The sequence below is a fragment of the Sphingomonas sp. genome, assembly GCF_031380695.1.
GTDB lineage: Bacteria > Pseudomonadota > Alphaproteobacteria > Sphingomonadales > Sphingomonadaceae > Sphingomicrobium.
Window position 1 is genome coordinate 1 of the sequence record NZ_JANMWY010000029.1, and the last position, 21,411, is coordinate 21,411.

A 21,411-nucleotide genomic window follows, 5' to 3' on the forward strand; every position below is an offset into this window, starting at 1 on the left:
CGATCGGCACCTGCGGCGCGCCGACGTCCGACTGGGACAAGCTGTGCTCGGTCGAGCAGGTCGACTATATCGCGCGCCAGGGCCGGGCGCCGTTCGGGGTCGAGCTGCGCACGGTCGACGAAGCGGGCCATGTTCTACCCCGCGACGGGGTACAGTCGGGCGCGCTGCAGGTACGCGGGCCGTGGGTCATCCGCCGCTATTTCCGTGAAACGGCCGATGCCGCCGCCGCCGACAACTGGTTCGACACTGGCGACGTCGCGTTGCTCCATCCCGACGGCACGATGCAGATCACCGACCGCGCCAAGGACGTCATCAAGTCCGGCGGCGAGTGGATCAGCTCGATCGAGCTGGAGAATGCGGCGATCGGGCTGCCCGGTGTGGCCGAGGCGGCCGCGATCGGCATCGCCCATCCCAAGTGGGACGAACGGCCGTTGCTGTGCGTCGTGCGGAGCATCGATAGCGTAGTCACCGCCACGGAAATCCACGCTCATTTGTCCAGCCGCGTCGCCAAATGGTGGCTGCCCGACGCGATCGAGTTCGTCGACGAACTGCCCCACACGGCCACCGGCAAGCTGAGCAAGAAGACATTGCGCGAGCAGTTTGCAGGGTATCGGTTTGCCGGAGCTGCGGAAATGGTCGGGCGAAACTAGCGCGCTATCCGCGCAACGCGCTGGATTCCCGCCGCTCCCTCGGCTAGTCGCGCTTCCAAATCCCACCAGTGCAAGGACCCGCGCCCCGATGGCCGCCCAATATAGCTATGTGATGAAGGGTCTGTCGAAGACCTTCCCCGGCGCGCCCAAGCCGGTGCTGAGCAATATCAGCCTGCAATTCTATCCCGACGCCAAGATCGGTATTGTCGGTCCCAACGGCACCGGCAAGTCGACGCTGATGAAGATCATGGCCGGGCGCGATACCGAATTCACCGGCGAGGCGTGGGCGGGCGAGTACATCACGGTCGGTTATCTCGAGCAGGAGCCCGAGCTCGACGCGACCAAGACCGTCATGGAAAATGTCCGCGAGGGCGTGAAGGACGTCGCCGACATGATGGACCGCTTCAACGCCATTTCGGCGCTGATGGGCGATCCGCCGGAGGACGCCGACTTCGATGCGTTGATGACTGAGATGGGCGAGCTGCAGGAGAAGATCGACGCGGTCGACGGGTGGACACTCGACAATCAGCTCGAGATCGCGATGGACGCGCTGCGCTGCCCGCCGGGCGACGCCGCCGTCACCAACCTGTCGGGCGGCGAGAAGCGCCGCGTCGCGCTGACCAAGCTGCTGCTGCAGAAGCCCGGCATCCTGCTGCTCGACGAACCGACCAACCACCTCGACGCCGAGAGCGTCCAGTGGCTCGAAAAGCATCTCGTCGATTATCCGGGCAACGTCATCCTCGTCACCCACGACCGCTATTTCCTCGACAATGTCGTCAACTGGATCCTCGAACTCGATCGCGGGAAATACTTCGTCTACGAGGGCAACTACTCGACCTACCTCGATAAGAAGGCCAAGCGGCTGTCGCAGGAAAGCCGCGAGGACGAGGGTCGCCAGAAGGCGATCACCCAGGAACTCGAATGGATCCGGCAGAGCCCCAAGGCGCGCCAGACTAAGTCCAAGGCCCGCATTAAGGCGTTCGACGCGCTGGTCGAGGCGAGCGAGAAGCGGGTCATCGGCAAGGCCCAGATCGTCATCCAGACCCCGACTCGGCTCGGCGGCAATGTCATCGACGCGGTCAACCTGACCAAGGGCTATGGCGACAAATTGCTGTTCGACGACCTGTCGTTCACCTTGCCGCCGGGCGGGATCGTCGGCGTGATCGGTCCCAACGGCGCTGGCAAGTCGACCCTGTTCAAACTGATCACCGGCCAGGAAACGCCCGACGACGGCGCGGTCAAGATCGGTGAAACGGTGCGGTTGGGGTTCGTCGACCAGAGCCGCGACGATCTCGACGCGAACAAGAATGTCTGGGAGGAAATCTCGGGCGGGGCCGAGCTGATGACCATCGGCAAACAGGAGCTGCAAACCCGCGCCTATGTCGGCGCGTTCAATTTCAAGGGCGTCGACCAGCAAAAGAAGGTCGGGCAGCTGTCGGGCGGCGAGCGCAACAGGGTGCATCTGGCCAAGATGCTGAAGGAGGGCGGCAACGTCCTGCTGCTTGACGAGCCGACCAACGACCTCGACGTCGAGACGCTGCGCGCGCTGGAGGAGGCGCTCGAGAATTTCGCCGGGTGCGCCGTCGTCATCAGCCACGACCGCTTCTTCCTCGACCGCCTGGCAACCCACATCCTGGCGTTCGAAGGCGACAGCCATGTCGAATGGTTCGAGGGCAATTTCGAAGCCTATGAAGAAGACAAGCGCCGCCGCATGGGCCCGGAGGCTGACCGCCCGCACCGGATGACGTACAAGAAATTGACGCGGTAAGGGGAGAACACCCCAATTGTCATCCCGGGCCTGACCCGGGACCCACTTTTCGTCTGCCCGCAACAATCACCAACTTGATGCGGTTGTGCATCAACTTGGCACGCGTTCCGGCTTTCTCCCGGGCCGTCCTAAACCGAAACGGCGCTAGGCGCGATAGCCGTCGGCCTCCGGCCGACGCCGTCGCAGCACGCCATCGACGCTCCACGCCCCGCTACCGGTCGCTAGCAGCAACAGAAAGATGAAGCAGAACAGGATCGCCGCTTCGCCGCCGTTGAGCACTGGATAGGGTGCCTTGGGCGAGTGCACCGTCCAATAGGCGATGGCCATTTCCCCGGCGAGGAGGAATGCCACTGGCCGCGTGAAGAGGCCGACGAGCAGCAACAGACTGCCGATCAACTCAATCCATCCGGCGACCCAAAGTAGCGACCACATCGAGGGTCCGCTGCCGGCGGTCTCGGGGAAAAAAAGAATTTTGCTGGTGCCATGCTCAAGAAACAGCAGCGCCGTGACGATCCGCAGAGCACCGACCGCCCAGGGCGTCCAGCGCCCGTCATTCTCGACCAGTTCATCGATCATTTTCAACCTCCCCATTCGGCAGAGCGCGCCTCGCGCGGTTCCTTTGATCCGCAGAGCCCCTCCAGCGAGTCGCCAAGAGGCTCGTCCGGTCCCGGCAGCGGAGCCGATGCCGCTAGGACTGGTCGAGTACAGGTTTCGACCTGTCACCGCCGATCGTCAACCTTGATCTTTGCCTGTCGCGACTAAGTTGATCGACGGCGGAAGCTCGCTACAGCCGCACGTCCGCCTTGTGATCCTTCGAATGTTCCTTGCCGGGGTCGACATTGAACAGTGCTTTCAGAGCTGCGGCCTTCAGTGTCGAACCCTTTTCGGCTTCCCAGATCGTCGCGTGACCGGTCTCGAATTTAAGCAGCTGTAGGTCGGGATCGTCCTTACCGTCCTTGTACCAGGCGGCGACGAATGGGTTCCACAGCCGCTCGATAACCGCCCGGTCGTGCGACGGGACGAGCGATCCGTGGACGTGGGCAAACAGGCCGTGGTCCTTGGCGGCAAACGTTGCCACCGCCCGACTAGCCGACCTCACCGCCTGGCCGACGCCATCGCTCTTGGAGGCGAAGAAATAGATCGGTCCGCCATAGTCTTTGTCGCCGTCCTCGGGCACGTCGACCTGAGCGGTCATTGGCCGGGTCTGGGCGTCCTCGACGTCTTCCAGACCGAGCATCATGAACGGGCTGTCGTCGACCGCTTTCCAGAACAGCTTGCGCAGGCGGGTATCGTTGTCGTCATCATTGCCGAACATCATGCGATTTCCTTTAATGGGATTGCCGTCACAACACTCGGAATAGATTGGCGTTCCTGCTCAGCGCAGCCGCTTTACGGCAAGACGCCCATCGCTGCCGGTCTTGACCTCGAAATTGGGCACGGCGGTGATCAGGTCGCTGAGGCGGGAGAAGCCGTAGTTGCGGACCGCAAAGCTCGACACTGCGGTGGCGCGCTGACCGACTTCGGACAGGGAGGCGAAGCCCTCCTCGTCGCGCTTTGACGCCTTGTATGCGGCGCTCAGGATCTTGAGTAGCTCGGCGTCGATCGTTCGCTGGCCTTCGTGCGGGGTCGGAGCCTCGAGCGCCTCGGGCTCGTTCGCGGCGAGCGCAGCGACGTCGAAGAAACGTGTGCAGGCCTGCTGGAAGCTGACCGGGGTCTTGGTCGTCCCAAAGCCGTAGCAGGGCAGCCCGTCCTCGCGAATCCGCTGGGCGAGGGGCAGGAAGTCGCTGTCACTCGACATGATCCCGAACCCGTCGACATGGCCGCGATAGAGCAGGTCCATCGCGTCGATCACCATGCGCATGTCGGTCGCGCTCTTGCCCTTGACGATGTCGAATTGCTGCATCGGCACGATCGAGTGAAGCCCGGTCAGCGTCCCCCAGCTCTTAAGGCTCGATTTCGCCCAGTTACCATAGGCGCGGCGAATGTTGATCGTTCCCAGTTCGCCCAGCACCAGCAACACCTCGTCGAGATGGTCGGGCGAAGCATTATCGGCGTCAATGAGCAGGGCGATATTGTGACTCGGCTCGGCGCTGGCGCTGCGGTCGTTCATCGTGCGTCTCCGTTTTCAGGCTCATACCGCGTCGGCGGCGGAACGAAATGACCCATCCGGGCGCTTTTGTAGCATCAAGACGATATTCGAGAGGAACGGACATGAGAAAGATCGTAATCGGCGCGGCCCTGCTTAGCAGCTTATCCCTGTCGGCGTGCGCCACCAACGGCTATGACCAGGGCTATAACAATGGCGGCTACAATAATGGTGGCCAGTCCCAGGCCGGGCGCGCCGTCACGGGCGCTGCGGTTGGCGCGGTTGCCGGCGGCGTGCTCGGCGCGGTCATTCCGGGTGTGAGCGTCGGGGCCGGCGCGATTGCCGGTGCAGTCGCCGGCGGCGTCATCGGCGCGGTGTCGGGCGGGCACCAATGGTATCGCGATACGCGCGGCTATTGCTACTATGTCGATCGCAATGGCCAGCCGGTATATGATTACAACACCCGCTGTTAGTCTGTAATCCTCAGACGGGGTCGAAGATTCCCTTAGCCTCGTCGAGCAGGAATAGCTGACCTTTGAAAATCGAGAAATGGCAGCCGTGGAGCGTGAGCTTCCCGGCTGCTTCTCGTTCGGCAACGAACGGGAAACTGCGCAAATTGGCCAGACTCTGACAAATGCCGGCCTCCTCCAACAGCAGTGCGGCGTCGGATCCTTTGCCATGCTCGGCGGCAATGAGCGTCCGCGGACCTTCCAGCAGGTCCATCCATCCGGCGATAAATCCGCCTTCACCGTGCGCCGCATCGGCGAACCGCCCGGTCAGCGAGGCCTCGATGCCGCCGCAGCGCTCATGCCCCATGACGATGATTTCGGGGATTTCGAGCTGGGTGATGGCAAATTCGAGCGCCGCCGATACACCATGGCGGCCGCCGCCCGGCTCGAACGGTGGGACGAGATTGGCGACATTGCGGACCACGAAAATCTCGCCCGGATTGGTGTCGAAGATGGTTGCCGGATCGGCGCGGCTGTCGCAGCAGGCGATGATCACCGCGACCGGCGACTGGCCTTCCGCCAGCTCCCGCCAGCGCGCGCCCTGGCCGGCATATTGGTCGCTGCGGAAGCGGTGATAGCCGTCGAGCAAATGTCCGAATTGATCCATCACTATCCTCCGCTTCCGTCGTGGCGACTAGCCATCGGACGTGGGGGTGGCAAGCGGGCGCGCGAGCGACTATCTGGCCAATTATGAACGCCCCCGTGCCCATCGTCCCGGCGACGCCACGCCAGCGTAAGCCCGACTGGATAAGGGTCAAGGCCCCGACCAGCGAAGGCTATGCCCAGACCCGCAAGCTGATGCGCGACCTCAAGCTCAATACGGTGTGCGAGGAGGCAGCTTGCCCCAACATCGGCGAATGCTGGACCAAGAAGCACGCGACGGTGATGATCCTGGGCGACACCTGCACGCGGGCCTGCGCTTTCTGCAACGTCAAGACGGGGATGCCGCGCGCGGTCGACCGCCAAGAGCCGCAGCATACGGCGGACGCGGCCGCGGCGCTGGGGCTGGAGCATATCGTCGTGACGTCAGTCGATCGTGACGACCTGCCCGACGGCGGGGCGAGCCAGTTCGTCAAGGTGATCGAGGCGCTGCGCCGGACGACGCCCACGACGACGATCGAGATTCTTACGCCCGATTTCCGCAACAAGCATGAGCGGGCAGTCGAGGCGATCGTGGCGGCGCGGCCCGACGTGTATAACCATAATCTCGAAACGGTGCCGCGGCTCTATCCGACGATCCGCCCCGGCGCTCGCTATTATGCTTCGCTGCGGCTGCTCGAGACGGTCAAGCGCCTCGACCCATCGATCTTCACCAAGTCGGGCGTGATGGTCGGGCTCGGCGAGCAGCGGCTCGAAGTGCATCAGGTGATGGACGACATGCGTTCGGCCGGGATCGATTTCCTGACGATGGGCCAATATCTCCAGCCGACGCCGCGCCACGCGACGGTCGAGGAGTTCGTCACGCCCGATGCGTTCAAGGCCTATGCTTCGATCGCGCGGGCGAAGGGCTTCCTGCTGGTCGCGGCGTCGCCGTTGACCCGGTCGAGCTATCACGCCGGCGACGATTTCGCGAAGATGCGCGATGCGCGGCAGGCACAACTGGCGCGAGCAGGGGTCGGCGCAGGAGCAGGAGCGACGGGCGGCTAATGCCTCGCCACAGCGAGACCAAGCATCTGCCCTACACGCCCGAGCAGCTCTACACGCTGGTCGCAGACGTCAAGCGCTATGCCGAGTTCCTGCCGTGGGTGGTTGCGGTGCGCGTGCGCTCGTCGAGCGAGACGGAAACGATCGCCGACCTCGTCGTCGGGTTCGCGGCGTTCAAGGAGCGTTTCACCAGCCGGGTGACGAAGCAGGCACCGGGGCGAATCGTGGTTGACTATATCGAGGGTCCGCTCAAATATCTCGTCAACGAGTGGAAGTTCACGCCGACGGCGGACGGCGGCACCGAGCTGTTCTTCTGCGTCGACTTCGCGTTCAAATCGCGGTTGTTCGAAAGTCTGGCGGGCAAGATGTTTGACCGCGCCCTGCGGCGGATGACCGGGGCGTTCGAGGAACGTGCCGCAATCCTTTATGGAAGCAATAGCTCCAGCGCGCAAAGCGCCGCCTGAAGCCGCACCCCGCTGCGATCCTCATTCTCGAACAGGCGGCTGTCGGTCACGATATCGTCGGTACTGCCCCCGCGCAGCGCCTTGGCGAAGACGACGGTCCCGACCGGCTTGCCCGGCACGGCCCCGCCCGGGCCGGCGATGCCGGTGATCGACACGGCGACGTCGGCGGTCGAATTTGCGAGTGCTCCGCGCGCCATCGCCCAGGCGGTCGCGATGCTGACTGCGCCGAAGGTGTCGAGCACTTCGTTTGACACGCCGAGCTCGGCGGTTTTCGCTCTGTTCGAATAGGTTACCCAGCCTCCTTCGAATACGTCCGAGGAACCGGCAATTTCGGTAAGCGCCGCCGCGACCAGCCCGCCGGTGCAGCTTTCCGCCACCGCGACACGCCGCCCGGTGGCAGCATTTTCCTCGATCACTCGCCGGGCGAGGTCGACCAGCGAGTCGTGAAGGATCGATGTCATCGCAGCGGCGTAGCAGATCAGACGGGCAGCCGCACCGTCGCTGCCGCCTGCGCCGCAATACCCTCGCCGCGCCCGGTGAAGCCAAGCTTTTCGGTGGTCGTCGCCTTGATACTGACGGCAGTGTCGGGGAGGCCGAGAATGCGGGCGACGCCTGCGCGGATGGCGGCGCGGTGAGGGCCGATTTTGGGCTCTTCGCAGATTATCGTGCAATCGACATGGTCGATGATGCCGCCGCGTTCGGCGATCAGGCGGGCGGCATGGGCCAGGAACTGGCCCGACGCGGCGCCCTTCCATTGCGGATCCGACGGCGGGAAATGCTCGCCGATATCGCCCAGCGCGGCCGCGCCGAGCAGGGCGTCGGTGAGGGCGTGGAGGACGACGTCGGCGTCGCTGTGCCCGGCCAGCCCGCGGTAATGATCGATCGCGACTCCGCCCATCATGATCGGGCCGGGGCCGCCGAATTTGTGCACATCGAAGCCCACGCCGGTGCGGCTGATGAGGCGGGTGGCGAGGTGCGCCTCGGCTTCGGCGAAATCGGCGGGCGTCGTGAGCTTGTCGAGCATTCGATCTCCTTCGACCGCGGCGACTTTCAAGCCGGCGGCGACCATGACCGAACTCTCGTCGGTCGCGAGGCGCTTGCCCGCTTCCTCGATCGCATAGAGCAGATCCTCGCGATGGAACGCCTGCGGGGTCTGGATGCGGAGCAGGCGCTTGCGCTCGACCGGGTCGCCAATCAGCGTGTCGCCCTGGGCCAGCGTGTCCGCCACCGCCAGCACCGGCACTGCGCCATGATACTTGTCGAGCGCGTCGAGCAGGCGGTCGATGACTTGGGGCGGGCAGAAGGGGCGGGCGGCGTCGTGGACGAGGACGATATCGCTGGCGATCGCGGCGAGGCCGTTAGCGACACTCTCGGCGCGCTCCGCTCCGCCGATGATGAGCGAGCCGACGTCTGTACCGGCAAGAGCTGCGTCAGCCAACGCTTCCTGTCCCGCGCCGATGACTACCCGCACGTCGTCGATCCGGGGATGCGACGCCATGGCGTCGACCGCCCAGCGCAGGACGGACTTGCCGCCGATCGCGCGATATTGCTTGGGCACATCTCCGCCCATGCGGCTGCTGGAGCCGGCGGCGACGATCAGGGCGGTGACGCTCATGCCCGCGCCTTGCCCGCCCGCGCCCCCTCCTGTAAAGGCGCGGCTTCCCATGCAGCACGCCCTATCCCTTGGCCCAATCTCGATCGGCCCGCTTCGCCTCGACGTGCCCGTCATCCTGGCGCCGATGACCGGCGTGACCGACTTGCCGTTCCGCAAGATGGTCAAGCGCTATGGCGCGGGGCTGACGGTGAGCGAGATGGTGGCGTCGGCGGCGATGATCCGCGAGACGCGCCAGTCCCTGCAAAAGACCGAATGGGACCCGAGCGAGGAGCCGGTGTCGCTTCAGCTGGCGGGTTGTTCCCCGGTTGAAATGGCCGAGGCGGCGAAGCTCAACGAGCAGCGCGGCGCGGCGATCATCGACATCAACATGGGCTGCCCGGTCAAGAAGGTCGTCAACGGCGACGCCGGATCGGCGCTGATGCGCGACCTGCCGCTGGCCAGCGCGATTATCGCGGCGACGGTGAAGGCGGTGCGCGTGCCGGTGACGCTGAAGATGCGGATGGGGTGGGACCATCATTCGTTGAACGCGCCCGAACTGGCGCGGATCGCCGAGGATCTCGGGATCAAGATGATTACCGTCCACGGTCGAACGCGCTGCCAGATGTACAAGGGCGAGGCCGACTGGGCGTTCGTGCGGCAGGTCAAGGACGCGACCAGCCTGCCGGTAATCGTCAACGGCGACATCTGCTCGATCGAGGATGCGCGGACGGCACTGGCGCAGTCGGGTGCGGACGGGGTGATGATCGGGCGCGGCGCTTATGGTCGGCCGTGGTTGCTCGGCCAGGTGATGAGCGACCTTGCGTCAGGCGGGGCGCGGCCGACGCCGGGGCTCGACGAGCAACTGGCGATCATCCTCGAGCAATATGAGGCGATGCTGTCCCTCTATGGGGCCGACGCGGGGGTCAAGATTGCGCGCAAGCACCTCGGCTGGTACACCAAGGGGCTGACCGGATCGGCCGAGTTCCGCAACCGGGTCAACACGATCGACGACCGGCGTGTCGTGATGGCGATGCTGCGGGAATTTTATGCGCCGTTTCTGCAGCAGGCGGCCGCGTAAGTTAATTTTCGCACACTGTGTTTTTCGGGCAACGCAGCCGTGCTAGGCTGGCGATGATGGACGCCCGCGCCGCCGATTCCGACCTGGACGCCGTATCCCGCTCGCCGGGCGCGCGCTGGCTGGCGCGTGAGCGCGAGAGCGGCCGCTTCTATCGGATTGCGATCCTCGGCTGCGCGCTGTTGCTGGCGGTCACGCTGCTGGTGACGACGATGTTGCTGCAGCGCGAGGCAGAGCCCGGGACGCTGACGTCACCGCCGCTGATCGCTCTGCTGCTGATCGCCAATCTGCTGCCCGCGATCGGCGTGATGGTGCTGGTCGCGCGCGGCGCGGCGCGGCGTCAGGCGGAGGCGAGAGGCGTCGGCACCGGGCAACTCCATACGCGGCTCGTGGCGCTGTTCTCGGTCGTCGCCGCCGTGCCGACCGTAGTTGTCGCGATCTTCGCTTCGATCCTGCTGCAGAGCGGGCTGGAATTCTGGTTCTCGAACCGGGCGCGGACGATGCTGGAGAATACGGTGGCGGTCGCGCGCGGTGGTTATGATCGCGAGCTCAGCCGGGTGGCCAACGAAACGCAGACAATGAGCGGCGATCTGACCGGCTACCTCAAGGTCGCGGCGATCGACGATCCGCGCTTCGCCGATGCCTATGGCCGGATCCAGGTGTTGCGTCGCAACCTGTCGGAATCGATCATCTTTTCGGTCGGTGGCGATGGCCATTTGCGGACTCTCGCGCTGGTCAATCCCTATGATCGCAATCTCGAGAAGCTGATCACGCCGGAGAAGATCGCGGCGCTGGCCAAGCAGCAGGTGGTCGAGGTCAGTTCGCCCGATCGCATCGGCGTGCTGGTGCGGCTGCCGGCGGCGGCGAACACCTATCTCTATGCGGCGCGTGTGTTCGAGCCCGAGTTCACCGACCAGATCAAGCGCTCCAACGCGATCCTCAGCGATTATCACGCGCTGCTCGCCCGATCGCGCGCCAACCAGCTGAAGTTCAACATCGCGCTGTACCTCGGCGCGCTGCTGATCGTCGGGCTGGCGATCATCGCCGCACTCAAGCTGGCCGATCGGCTGGTTCAGCCGGTCGCGGCGCTGGTCGATGCGGCGGGCAGGATCGAGGAGGGCGATTTTGCCGTGCGCGTGCCGGTGCAGGGGCCGGACGACGAGATTTCGACGCTCGGCGCGGCGTTCAACCGCATGACCGGGCGGCTGGAGGAGCAGACCGGCGCGCTGATGGCCGCCAACAGCCAGCTCGACACCCGCCGCGCGTTCATCGAGGCGGTGCTGTCGAGCGTCACGGCGGGCGTCATCACACTCAACGCGGCCAACACGATCGTCCTCACCAACCGCTCCGCCCACGCCCTGCTTCAGCCCGGGGAAGGGGGCTTGGAACAGCGCCCGCTGAGCGAAGTGTCGCCCGAACTGGCCGAATTCATGGCCGGGGAAGCAAGCGCCGCTAATGTGCTGGTCACGGCCGGTGGCGGGCAGCGCACGTTGGCCGTCAACCGCGTCCGCTACGGCCAGAGCATGGTCCTGACCTTCGACGATATCACCGACCAATTGTCCGACCAGCGGCGGGCGGCGTGGTCCGACATTGCCCGGCGGATCGCGCATGAGATCAAGAATCCGCTGACCCCGATCTCGCTGGCGGCCGAGCGGCTCCAGCGTCGCTATGGCGGGCAGATCACCACCGATCGCGAAACGTTCGACCGGCTGACCGACACGATCGTCCGCCAGGTCGGCGACCTGCGCAAGATGGTCGACGAATTCTCCAGCTTCGCGCGCATGCCCAAGCCAGTATTTCGTGACGAGAATATCCACAAGATCGCGCGCAACGCACTGTTCCTGCACGAAGTTGCGCACCCCGGCGTGCAGTTCAGCGTCGACCCGCCCGAGGGCGATATCCGCATGGTGTGCGACCGCCGCCAGATCGACCAGGCGCTCAGCAATGTGGTCAAAAATGGGGTCGAGGCAATCGAGGCGCGGCGCCAGCGCGACGGCGACAGTGTCGACGGCGATCAGATTGCGGTGCGTATTGCACGCGTCGGCGAGCAATTGGTGATCGACGTCACCGACACCGGCACCGGCCTACCCGAGGACCGCGAGCGCCTGACTGAACCCTATATGACGACGCGCGTCCGTGGCACCGGTCTCGGCCTCGCCATCGTCAAGAAGATCGTCGAGGAACATCTTGGCGAAATTGCCTTTCTCGACCGCAAGGGTGGAGGAACGCATGTCCGCATCGCGTTCGAGGCCGACCAGCTGGCGGCATTGAAGGCGAGCGACGAGGACAAGCCGAAATCATCGGATGAGGAACCTGCCTGATGGCCCTTGAAATACTCGTGGTCGACGATGAGGCCGATATCCGCGAACTCGTTGCGGGGGTGCTCGAAGACGAAGGCTATACCGTCCGCACCGCCGCCGACAGCAGCGGCGCGTTGGAAGCGATCGAGGAACGGCGGCCGTCGCTGGTACTGCTCGACGTATGGCTGCAGGGCTCACGGCTCGACGGGCTGCAGATATTGGAGCAGGTCAAGCGGCGCGACCCGACCCTGCCGGTGATCATGATCTCGGGCCACGGCAATCTCGACACCGCCGTCGCCGCCGTGCGCGAAGGCGCGCTCGACTTCATCGAGAAGCCCTTCGAGGCGAGCCGCCTGCTCCATCTGGTCAGCCGGGCGACCGAGACCGAGCGGCTGAAGCGCGAGAATGTCAGCCTGCGCGAGCGGGTCGGGCCCGATGATCAGCTCAACGGATCGTCAGTCGCGATCAATAGCGTGCGCGCGACGTTGAAGCGGGTCGCGCCGACCGGCAGCCGGGTGATGATCACCGGCCCGGCCGGCGTCGGCAAGGAGATCGCCGCCCGTACGATCCACATGTGGAGCCCGCGCGCTGCCGCCCCGTTCACCATCCTGTCGGCAGCAACGATGAGCCCCGACCGGATCGAGGAGGAATTGTTCGGCACCGAGCAGCTCGGCGTGGCCCGGCCCGGCCTGCTCGAACAGGCCCATGGCGGGACGCTCTTCCTCGACGAAATCGCCGACATGCCGCTGACCACCCAGGGCAAGATATTGCGCGTGCTGACCGACCAGAGCTTTACGCGGGTCGGCGGCCAGCGCCCGGTCAAGGTCGATGTTCGCTTCCTCTCGGCAACATCGCGCAACCTGGCCGACGAGATCGCCGCCGGGCGCTTCCGCGAGGATTTGTTCTACCGCCTCAACGTCGTGCCGGTGCGAATGCCGTCGCTCAAGGAGCGGCGCGAGGACATCCCCGAGCTGGTCAACCACTTCCTCGCGCGCTTCGCCGCCGAACGGCGCATGCCGACGCCCGTCCTCTCCGACGAGGCGACCGCCGCGCTGCAGGCGCAGGACTGGCCCGGCAACGTCCGCCAGTTGCGCAACATCATCGAGCGCACCCTGATCATGGCGCCGGGCGACCGCGTCCAGTCGATCGAGGTCGACCTGCTGCCACCTGAAATTCTCGACAATCAGGGAACGATCGGCGTGTCGACCGCGACGATGACGATTATGGGTTCGCCGCTGCGCGAAGCCCGCGAGAGTTTCGAGCGTGAATATCTCAAGATACAGATCCGGCGTTTCTCGGGTAACATTTCGCGGACCGCGTCGTTCATCGGCATGGAGCGGTCGGCGCTGCATCGTAAGCTGAAGGCCCTCGGGCTGGGCGACAAACGTGAGGAAGAAGAATAAATATGCCCGACAAGTCATTCTCGTTACAGGATCATTTCCTGAACGGCGTCCGTCGCTACAAGGTACCGGTGACGATCTTCCTGATGAAGGGGGTCAAGCTGCAGGGGATCGTCACCTGGTTCGATCCCTTCTCGCTGCTCCTGCGCCGCGACGGGGTCAGCCAGCTGGTCTACAAGCACAGCATCTCGACCATCATGCCCGCCCATGCACCCGACGATCTGCTCGCCGGGCTCGACCGCGGCACGCGCGAAAGCGTCGCCAGTCGCAAGCCGAGCGCGCTGCAGGACATTTTCCTGGCCGCCGCCGAAAAGCAGCATGAGGCGATGACCATCTTCCTGGTCAATGGCGTCATGCTGCAGGGGGCGATCGCCGGGCACGACCAATTCTCGCTGCTGCTGGAGCGCGGCGGGCAGGTCCAGCTAGTCTACAAACATGCCATGTCGACGCTGCAGCCGGCGCGGCCGCTTCATCTGTCGGGCGAGGAAACCGGCGACGATAATGAGGTCGACGATGCGGCCGACGACGACGGAGACGACAGCTGAGCGTCTTCGACCGGGGCGAGGAAGAGGGGATTTCGCGCGGCGAACGAGCGCTGGTGGTGCTGCCCGACCGCGCCGGGGCACAGTCGCTGCGCTCGATCGAGGCTCGGCTCGACGAAGCGGCGGGGCTGGCCGGGGCGATCGGCGTCGAGGTTGTCGGGCGCAAGGCCTATCGCCTCCGCCAGACGCGGTCCGCCAGCCTGTTCGGCAAGGGTCAGGTCGAGGAGATTGGTCAGCTCGCGAGGGATGCCGACGCGCATTTGCTGGTGATCGACGCGATGCTCACCCCGGTCCAGCAGAAGACGCTGGAGGAGGGGACCAAGACCAAGGTCATCGACCGCACCGGCCTGATCCTCGAGATATTCGGCGAGCGCGCGGCGACGGCGGAAGGGCGGCTGCAGGTCGAACTCGCCCATCTCGACTATCAGGCCGGACGGCTGGTGCGTAGCTGGACCCATCTCGAGCGGCAGCGCGGCGGCTTCGGCTTCCTCGGCGGCCCCGGCGAAACCCAGATCGAGGCCGATCGCCGCCAGATCCGCGACCGCATGGCCAGGATCCGCCAGGAACTGGAACAGGTCAAGCGCACGCGCGGCCTCCACCGTGACCGGCGCCAGCGCGCGCCATGGCCGGTAGTGGCGCTGGTCGGCTATACCAATGCCGGCAAGTCGACGCTGTTCAACCGCATGACCAGTGCGACCGTTTTCGCCGAGGATCTGCTGTTTGCGACGCTCGACCCGACGATGCGCGGAGTACGGTTGCCGGGATATGACAAGGCGATATTGTCCGACACGGTCGGGTTCGTGTCGGACTTGCCGACGCAATTGATCGCGGCGTTTCGTGCCACGCTGGAGGAGGTCGCGTCGGCCGACCTGATCGTCCACGTCCGCGACATCGCCCACCCCGACAGCGTCGCGCAGGCGGCCGATGTCGCCGAAGTGCTGGCGTCACTCGGACTCGACGAGCCCGAATCGCCGCCGCGAATGGAGGCGTGGAACAAGCTCGACTTGCTCGACGGCGACGCCGGCGCGGCGCTGCTCAACGAGGCGGCGCGGCGTGAGGATGTCGTCACCTTGTCGGCTCTGAGCGGGGAAGGGGTCGACCATCTCCGTGCTGAAATCTCTAAGCGGCTGGCGGCGGGGTCGGTGGTTCATCGCCTGAAATTATCTGCCGCCGACGGCGTCCGCCTGGCGTGGCTCCACGCGCGCGGCGAAGTGCTCGACCAGCGCTATGAAGGCGACATGATGCACGTCGCGGTCAAGCTGACCCCGGAGCAATGGTCGCGTTTCCAGGCGCTTTGACCGCCTGCCAGCGGCGCTCCATCTCGTCGAGGTCGCAGTCGGCGAACCCCGGCGTCGCCTCGATTGCGCGGAAGCGCTGCTCGAACTTGCGGTTGGCTTGGCGCAGCGCCTCTTCGGGGTCGATCTTCAGATGGCGTGCGAAGTTGACGACGGCGAATAGCAGGTCGCCGACTTCCTCGGCCTTGTCCTGCGGCGCGGCGTCCTCGATCTCGGCCAGCTCCTCGTCGATCTTGGCGCGCGGGCCAACTTCGTCGGGCCAGTCGAAGCCGGTGCGGGCGGCGCGCTTCTGCAGCTTGGCAGCGCGTTCGAGCGCGGGTAGCGCCAGCGCGACGCCGGCAAGCGCGCTCTGGTCGCCGCCGGCGGCGCGTTCCTTTGCCTTGATTTCTTCCCACAGAGGATGGCCGCCTTCGGTGGCGTCGCCGAAGATGTGCGGATGGCGGCGCTCGAGCTTGTCGCAAATGCCAGCGATGACGTCATCGAGTGTGAAGTGGCCGGCTTCGCGAGCCATTTGCGCGTGAAACACCACCTGCAGCTGGAGGTCGCCGAGTTCGTCCGCGAGCGCCTTCATGTCACCGCGCTGGATCGCGTCGGCGACTTCATAGGCTTCCTCGATCGTGTACGGCGCGATCGACGCGAAATCCTGCACACTGTCCCACTCGCAACCGCGTACCGGATCGCGCAGCCGCTCCATGATCGCAACCAGGCGGGCGAGGCTCGTGGCAAACGTCATCGGTTTCGGTGTGGCAGATTGGCGAGAGTGGTCATTTTCTAGCATCGGCGGTGGATTGCCGGACAACGCAATGGTGTCCACCGGATTCTGGAGAAAACCCAGCGGATTCGGTGGATTGCGACTCGACGCATGAGCGGGGCACCGTCAAAGGAGGCCAAGTTGGTTAAAGCGTGGCTGTCGTTCGTCGCCCGCTATGCCTAGGGGACCAAGGCTGGTCTCAATGTAAATTGACGTTCGCTTCGAGCACTACCTTGAGAAGAGTCAGGATTCCAATGATCTGCGCTGTTCGTACGCGTGTTTTGAGTGCCCTGTTAGTTCCGATTGTGAGTCCGCTCCATGCAGCGCAACCGGCCCTGCCTGACCCGATCATCGTCACCGGTCGGGGTCTCGCTTCGACCCGCGCCGATCCCGCCTATGACGTCATCACCATCGACCGTAAGCGAATTCTCGCCTCGGCCAGTGGTCGGCTCGAAGACGCATTGCGCGACGTCGCCGGGGTCCAGAGCTTCCGCCGCTCGGACTCGCGCTCGGCCAACGCGACCAGCCAGTCGATCACGCTTCGCGGCCTCGGCGGAAATGCGTCGAGCAGGGCGCTGCTGATTCTCGACGGCGTTCCCCAGGCCGACCCGTTCGGCGGCTGGATCAGCTTTCCCGCCTACGCCACCGACCGCCTCGGCCAAGTCCGCGTGACGCGCGGCGGCGGCAGCGGCCTGTGGGGACCTGGCGCGCTCGGCGGTACGGTCGAGCTCGACAGCGCGACGCCCGATCAGCTCGATCCATTCGACGCCCATCTTGCCATCGGCAGCCGCAATTCCCGCGACGCGCGCGGCTCGCTGACGGTCAAAGGGTTGCCGGGGTTCATCACGGCCTCGGGCGCATATGCACGAGGCAAAGGGTTCATCCCGATCGTTGAGGGCCGTCGCGGGCCGGTCGATCATGCAGCGCCGTATCGCCAGTCCTCGGGTGCGGTCCGCGCGGTGGCCGCGCTCGGACCGCTCACCGAACTCCAGGCCAATTTCTCGGCCTTTGACGACCGTCGCAATCGTGGCACCGCCAACACCGACAATCGCGGTCGTGGGGTCGACGGCTCGCTCCGCCTGGTAGGCAAGGGCCCGCTGCGCTGGTCGCTGCTCGGCTACGGTCAGAAACGCCGCTTCGCCAGCCAGTCGGCCGCGATCAACCCGACGCGCACCACCTCGACGTTGACGCTCGACCAATATGCCGTGCCGTCGGCCGGTTGGGGCGCGCGCGCCGACGTCTTGCCGCGGGCGGGCGATATCGAACTTCGACTGGGCGCAGACGTGCGGGCGGTGCGCGGTGAGACCCGCGAATATTATCAATTTGTCGCAGGCGCTGCGACCCGCCGCCGCACTGCCGGTGGTCGCTCGATTACCGCAGGAGCGTTCGCCGACGCGACGCTCGTGCGCGGAGCGTTGATCGCCAATCTCTCCGGCCGGATCGATCATTGGTCGATACGCCACGGCCGCCTGTTCGAGCAGACATTGGCCGGAGCGACTCTCACCGACACTGGCTTCGCCGACCGCGAGGGGTGGCAACCGACTGGTCGGGCCGCGCTCGCCGTGCGGGCCGCACGCGGAGTCACGATGCGTGCCGCCGCCTATCGCGGCTGGCGGCTGCCGACCCTCAACGAGCTTTACCGCCCGTTCCGCGCCGGCGCCGATGCCACCGCAGCCAATGCCGTGCTCAGGCCGGAGACGCTGACCGGTGTAGAGGCAGGCATCGACTGGGCGCCAAGCCCCGATGCCAAGGCCACGCTGACCGTCTTCACCGGCCGTCTGCACGCCGCCATCGCCAACGTCACTGTCGCACGCGGTCCCGGCGTCTTCCCCGGAGTGGGGTTCGTCACCGCCGCAGGCAGCTATCGCCAGCGCGAGAATCTCGACGCCATCCGGACCAACGGCGTCGAACTCGGCTTCGACTTGCGCCACCGTCCGTTCGACCTGCATTTGTCCTATGGTTATGTCGGCGCGCGAGTGGCGGATGACGGCGCTGGACGAGCGCTCAATGACCTCCGCCCGGCCCAGACGCCGAAGCATCAGGGCTCCGCGACAGTCGGCTGGACTGCGCCAAATGATTTGCGACTGTCACTCACCGGCCGGGCAATCTCGCGCCAGTTTGAGGACGACCTCAATCAGCGCTCGCTTGCCTCGGCCTTGACCGTCGATGCCGCCACGTCGTTACCGGTTGGCCGACATTTGGCGATCGGCGTTCGCGGGGAGAATCTGTTCGACCAGCGGGTCGAGGCGGCCATCGCCAGCGACGGCACGGTCGAACGCGCATTGCCCCGCACGCTGTGGCTGGAACTTACCCTGAAATGACTCCGAGCAATGCGCGCGGTGGCGGCGTTCAACACAGGTGAAGGTAGCGGGGGACCCGCGCTGTAAAACTATTTCAATAGTATGATAATATGTATTATGTAAAGTAATGATTATCACGATTGGGCCGCTCAGGGCTGCAGTATCAGCCAGCGCCCCTCGACGCTCCACCGGCTCAACGTCGACAAATAGCTCATCCCGATGACGTTCATGTCGTCATTGTCGGCAATGTAGACTGGCTGGTCGCGGCGATCGATCGATCCGACGATTAGGCTGTCGGCGGTTGCGCTCGACACTTGCACGACGCCGTTGCCGGTCCGCACTTGCTGATCGTGCGCGCCACTGTTCGGAAGCTTGGCTTCGGCCGCCAGCACGCTGCCGACCGTGGTCACGGTTGCGCCACTATCGACCAGGAATTTTGCCGAGACGCCGTTGATCGTCGCCTCGACCCAGAAATGGCCGTCGATCGCCATCGGGATGCGGACGGTCGCGCCTTCGACCACCGGGCTACCGAACGCCTCGGCCTTAAGCCGCTGGCCGACATATTGGAAATTGTCGCGGAACGCGAACAGGATGAAGCCTGCGCCGAAGATCGCGACCCAGGCGAGCAGCATGGTTAACAATTTCGCGATCGGCTCGCGCCGCGACATCAGGCTGCCTAGCACGAGCATCATCGCCATCAGCAGATATAGGCCGCCCATCATCATGTCGTTGGTCATGCCAACACGATCTCCTGCCCGTCATACGCCGGGGCCGCCCAGTCGGGCAATTCGCGGGCCAGTTCGGCCACATCCATGCTGTTGTCGAGATGGGTCAGCAGCAGTTGGCCGACGCCAAGCTCGCGCGCCCAGCCGAGCACGGCGTCGAGATGGGCGTGAGTCGGATGCGGCTTGCGGCGCAGGCAATCGGCAATCCACAGGTCGAGGCCCTGATAGAGAGTCGCCATGTCGTCGGTCATGCTGTTGAAATCGACGGAATAGGCGGCGGATTTCGCGCCCTCGTCTATGCGGATGCCGAGCGAGGTGATCCCGCCATGGGGTTGATCGACGAATCGGAGGCTCGCCGTTCCCAGCGATTCTTCCTCGTCCAGCGGTCTGGCGACGAGCACCGGCCGATAGTTGGTCGAACCTTCGAAGGCGTAGCGAAAGCGGTTCGTCAGCCGTTCGAGCGTCTCGGCCCGTCCGCGCAACGAGACTGGCGCGCCAATAGCCTGTGCAACTGGCCGCAAGTCGTCGATTCCGTGGCAGAGATCGGCATGATCGTGGGTCACGATGACCATATCGAGTGCCGTCACGTCGGCCGCAAGGAGTTGCGCCCTCAAATCCGGCCCGCAGTCGACCAGCAGCCGCTCACCCGCACTTTCAACCAGGATCGCGCTGCGCAACCGCCGGTTTTTCGGTTCGTCAGGATCGCAGCGGTCCCAGTCATTGCCTATTCGGGGGACGCCAGTCGATGTGCCACAGCCCAAAATGCTCAGTTTCACCCGACGGCTTTCCTGAACAGGGTGAAGAAGTTGGCGGTGGTCGTTGCGGCCAGTTCTTCGTTCGACACGCCGCGCAGTCCGGCCACGAATGCCGCAGTGTCGGCCACGAATGCCGGTTCGCAGATCTTACCGCGATTTGGCACCGGTGCGAGAAACGGAGAGTCGGTTTCGACTAGCAAGCTGTCGGCCGGGACGATTTTTGCGGTCTCCTGCAAATCCTTCGCGTTCTTGAACGTCACGATCCCGCTGAGCGAGATATAAAAACCGAGATCGAGCGCGGTACGAGCGAGTGCCTCGCTGCTGGTGAAGCAGTGCAGCACGCCGGTGAGGCTGCCCTTCCCCACCGCGTCGGTCAGCATCGCCGCCGTATCGTCTTCGGCATCGCGGGTGTGGACGACGAGGGGGAGACCGGTGGCGCAGGCCGCGTCGATGTGCGCGGCGAACCGCTCGCGCTGGGCGGCACGGTCGGACTTGTCGTAAAAATAGTCGAGGCCGCATTCGCCGATGGCGATGACCTTTGGATGTGCCGCCGCTTCGATCAGCGCGGCTGCGCCGAGGTCGGGGTGGGCGTCGGCCTCGTGCGGATGGACGCCGACCGTCGCCCACACATCGGGCTCGCGCTCGGCGGTGGCGATGACGTCGGCCCACTCGGCCTGGCGCGTCGAAATATTGAGAAATCCGGCGATCCCGCGCGCGCGGGCGGTAGCGAGAACCTCGCCCTGACGCTCGACGAGGCCGGGGTAGTTGAGGTGGCAATGGCTGTCGATCAGGCTCACGCGGCCTCGACCTTGGGCAGTTCGAGGCGGGGAAAGATCGGGGCTGGCTTGAGAAGGGGGCTAGGCCCAGTGGTCAGCGCTTTATACCATCCAATATTCTCGAGGTCGGCGAAATTGCGCTCGCCGGGCGGGATGCCCATCATGTCGAGAAGTCGATCAATTGACGTGGGCATGACCGGTCGAACAGCAATCGCGAGATCGCGGATACAGAGAAAAAGCGTGGCCAATACGGCCTTCATTCTTTCAGGATCGGCCTTCTTGAGTGCCCATGGCTCCTGCTGCGTGATATACTGATTGCAGGCGAAAACAGCTCGCATCCATTCCTCTAGTCCTTGTGAAAACGCGAACTTTTCGAACTCGCGCGGGATCAAATTTCTGCAGGTATCCGTCACTAGACCCTGCAATTGGGCATCTTCGGGTTTCTCCAGTCCACCCCAAGGAAGTCGTTCCGGGAAGTTTCGATCAATCAAACTGAGGCTGCGCTGCGCCAAGTTGCCGAAACTGTTGGCGAGCTCGGCATTAACGCGGTTGACGATCGCTTCGTGGCTGTAGCTGCCGTCTTGCCCGAAGGTGACTTCACGCAACAGGAAATAGCGCAGCGCATCGACCCCGTAGCGTTCGGCCAGGGCGAGCGGATCGACGACGTTGCCGACGCTCTTCGACATTTTCTCGCCGCGGCTCAGCAGGAAGCCGTGGCCGTAGATCTGCTTGGGTAGCGCGATCTTCGCCGACATCAGGAAGGCCGGCCAATAGACC

The 21,411-nt window shown here is 64.9% G+C and carries 22 protein-coding genes; 11 read left to right on the forward strand and 11 right to left on the reverse strand.

Annotation, left to right across the window (positions count from 1 at the left end; all coding sequences use genetic code 11):
* Positions 1 to 650: AMP-binding enzyme (locus tag RMN84_RS01015; RefSeq protein ID WP_309610349.1), on the forward strand; the 650-nt coding region annotated here is incomplete at its 5' end.
* An 88-nt stretch (positions 651 to 738) separates the two neighbouring features.
* Positions 739 to 2,418, forward strand: a complete 1,680-nt coding sequence (gene ettA, locus RMN84_RS01020) for an energy-dependent translational throttle protein EttA (protein ID WP_309610350.1) — start codon at positions 739 to 741, stop codon at positions 2,416 to 2,418.
* A gap of 144 nt (positions 2,419 to 2,562) precedes the next feature.
* Here ettA and RMN84_RS01025 read toward each other — a convergent pair whose 3' ends face one another.
* The 3 genes from RMN84_RS01025 to RMN84_RS01035 all read right to left on the reverse strand — a co-directional run bounded on the left by RMN84_RS01025 (position 2,563) and on the right by RMN84_RS01035 (position 4,528).
* Positions 2,563 to 2,994: a DoxX family protein gene (locus RMN84_RS01025; RefSeq protein WP_309610351.1), complete on the reverse strand. Its 432-nt coding sequence runs from the start codon at positions 2,992 to 2,994 to the stop codon at positions 2,563 to 2,565.
* Between the two features lie 208 nt (positions 2,995 to 3,202).
* Entirely contained in the window at positions 3,203 to 3,736 is a 534-nt protein-coding gene (locus RMN84_RS01030; RefSeq protein ID WP_309610352.1) for a pyridoxamine 5'-phosphate oxidase family protein, read from the reverse strand.
* Between the two features lie 57 nt (positions 3,737 to 3,793).
* A complete protein-coding gene (locus RMN84_RS01035; protein ID WP_309610353.1) occupies positions 3,794 to 4,528 on the reverse strand; it encodes an NYN domain-containing protein in 735 nt (244 codons plus the stop codon).
* Positions 4,529 to 4,629: 101 nt separating this feature from the next.
* On the opposite strand from RMN84_RS01035, the gene RMN84_RS01040 reads away from it, so the two are divergent.
* Complete coding sequence (locus RMN84_RS01040) at positions 4,630 to 4,977, forward strand: hypothetical protein (protein ID WP_309610354.1); 348 nt, start codon at positions 4,630 to 4,632, stop codon at positions 4,975 to 4,977.
* A gap of 10 nt (positions 4,978 to 4,987) precedes the next feature.
* Here the strand turns inward: RMN84_RS01040 and RMN84_RS01045 are convergent, their stop codons facing one another.
* On the reverse strand, positions 4,988 to 5,620 hold the full coding sequence (locus tag RMN84_RS01045; RefSeq protein WP_309610369.1) for a carbonic anhydrase: 633 nt from the start codon (positions 5,618 to 5,620) through the stop codon (positions 4,988 to 4,990).
* A gap of 83 nt (positions 5,621 to 5,703) precedes the next feature.
* Between RMN84_RS01045 and lipA the strand changes: the two genes are divergently transcribed.
* Both lipA and RMN84_RS01055 read left to right on the forward strand, forming a co-directional pair.
* Positions 5,704 to 6,660: a lipoyl synthase gene (lipA, locus tag RMN84_RS01050; RefSeq protein ID WP_309610355.1), complete on the forward strand. Its 957-nt coding sequence runs from the start codon at positions 5,704 to 5,706 to the stop codon at positions 6,658 to 6,660.
* Positions 6,660 to 7,121 carry a type II toxin-antitoxin system RatA family toxin gene (locus RMN84_RS01055; RefSeq protein ID WP_309610356.1) on the forward strand — a complete coding sequence of 154 codons (462 nt, stop codon included), beginning with the start codon at positions 6,660 to 6,662 and terminating at the stop codon, positions 7,119 to 7,121. Before lipA ends, RMN84_RS01055 begins: the two co-directional genes overlap by 1 nt.
* Here the strand turns inward: RMN84_RS01055 and RMN84_RS01060 are convergent.
* Complete coding sequence (locus tag RMN84_RS01060; RefSeq protein ID WP_309610357.1) at positions 7,082 to 7,582, reverse strand: CinA family protein; 501 nt, start codon at positions 7,580 to 7,582, stop codon at positions 7,082 to 7,084. The genes RMN84_RS01055 and RMN84_RS01060 overlap by 40 nt on opposite strands.
* A 17-nt stretch (positions 7,583 to 7,599) precedes the next feature.
* A complete protein-coding gene (locus RMN84_RS01065) occupies positions 7,600 to 8,736 on the reverse strand; it encodes a bifunctional 2-C-methyl-D-erythritol 4-phosphate cytidylyltransferase/2-C-methyl-D-erythritol 2,4-cyclodiphosphate synthase (RefSeq protein ID WP_309610358.1) in 1,137 nt (378 codons plus the stop codon).
* A gap of 49 nt (positions 8,737 to 8,785) precedes the next feature.
* On the opposite strand from RMN84_RS01065, the gene dusB reads away from it, so the two are divergent.
* The 5 genes from dusB to hflX are packed head-to-tail and all read left to right on the forward strand — an operon-like array spanning position 8,786 to position 15,330.
* Positions 8,786 to 9,793 carry a tRNA dihydrouridine synthase DusB gene (gene dusB / locus RMN84_RS01070; RefSeq protein ID WP_309610359.1) on the forward strand — a complete coding sequence of 336 codons (1,008 nt, stop codon included), beginning with the start codon at positions 8,786 to 8,788 and terminating at the stop codon, positions 9,791 to 9,793.
* A 56-nt stretch (positions 9,794 to 9,849) separates the two neighbouring features.
* Positions 9,850 to 12,111 carry an ATP-binding protein gene (locus RMN84_RS01075; protein ID WP_309610360.1) on the forward strand — a complete coding sequence of 754 codons (2,262 nt, stop codon included), beginning with the start codon at positions 9,850 to 9,852 and terminating at the stop codon, positions 12,109 to 12,111.
* Positions 12,111 to 13,493 (forward strand): sigma-54 dependent transcriptional regulator, encoded by a 1,383-nt coding sequence (locus tag RMN84_RS01080; RefSeq protein WP_309610361.1) that lies wholly within the window; start codon positions 12,111 to 12,113, stop codon positions 13,491 to 13,493. Before RMN84_RS01075 ends, RMN84_RS01080 begins: the two co-directional genes overlap by 1 nt.
* Positions 13,494 to 13,495: 2 nt before the next feature.
* Positions 13,496 to 14,035: an RNA chaperone Hfq gene (gene hfq, locus RMN84_RS01085; RefSeq protein WP_309610362.1), complete on the forward strand. Its 540-nt coding sequence runs from the start codon at positions 13,496 to 13,498 to the stop codon at positions 14,033 to 14,035.
* Positions 14,032 to 15,330, forward strand: coding sequence for a GTPase HflX (hflX, locus tag RMN84_RS01090; RefSeq protein WP_309610370.1), 1,299 nt, complete (start codon positions 14,032 to 14,034; stop codon positions 15,328 to 15,330). Before hfq ends, hflX begins: the two co-directional genes overlap by 4 nt.
* Here hflX and mazG read toward each other — a convergent pair.
* Positions 15,287 to 16,060: a nucleoside triphosphate pyrophosphohydrolase gene (gene mazG, locus RMN84_RS01095; protein ID WP_309610363.1), complete on the reverse strand. Its 774-nt coding sequence runs from the start codon at positions 16,058 to 16,060 to the stop codon at positions 15,287 to 15,289. The genes hflX and mazG overlap by 44 nt on opposite strands.
* Positions 16,061 to 16,383: 323 nt before the next feature.
* Between mazG and RMN84_RS01100 the strand changes: the two genes are divergently transcribed.
* Positions 16,384 to 18,399 (forward strand): TonB-dependent receptor domain-containing protein, encoded by a 2,016-nt coding sequence (locus RMN84_RS01100; RefSeq protein ID WP_309610364.1) that lies wholly within the window; start codon positions 16,384 to 16,386, stop codon positions 18,397 to 18,399.
* 128 nt (positions 18,400 to 18,527) lie between these two features.
* Here the strand turns inward: RMN84_RS01100 and RMN84_RS01105 are convergent, their stop codons facing one another.
* The 4 genes from RMN84_RS01105 to RMN84_RS01120 all read right to left on the reverse strand — a co-directional run.
* The gene (locus RMN84_RS01105; protein ID WP_309610365.1) at positions 18,528 to 19,115 is read right to left on the reverse strand and encodes a TIGR02281 family clan AA aspartic protease; all 588 of its coding nucleotides are present in this window, start codon (positions 19,113 to 19,115) and stop codon (positions 18,528 to 18,530) included.
* Positions 19,112 to 19,780, reverse strand: coding sequence for an MBL fold metallo-hydrolase (locus RMN84_RS01110; RefSeq protein ID WP_309610366.1), 669 nt, complete (start codon positions 19,778 to 19,780; stop codon positions 19,112 to 19,114). Before RMN84_RS01110 ends, RMN84_RS01105 begins: the two co-directional genes overlap by 4 nt.
* 95 nt (positions 19,781 to 19,875) lie before the next feature.
* Entirely contained in the window at positions 19,876 to 20,655 is a 780-nt protein-coding gene (locus RMN84_RS01115) for a TatD family hydrolase (protein WP_309610367.1), read from the reverse strand.
* Positions 20,652 to 21,411, reverse strand: a 760-nt coding sequence (locus RMN84_RS01120; protein ID WP_309610368.1) for a class I tRNA ligase family protein, incomplete at its 5' end; no start/stop codon positions are given. The genes RMN84_RS01120 and RMN84_RS01115, both read right to left, overlap by 4 nt.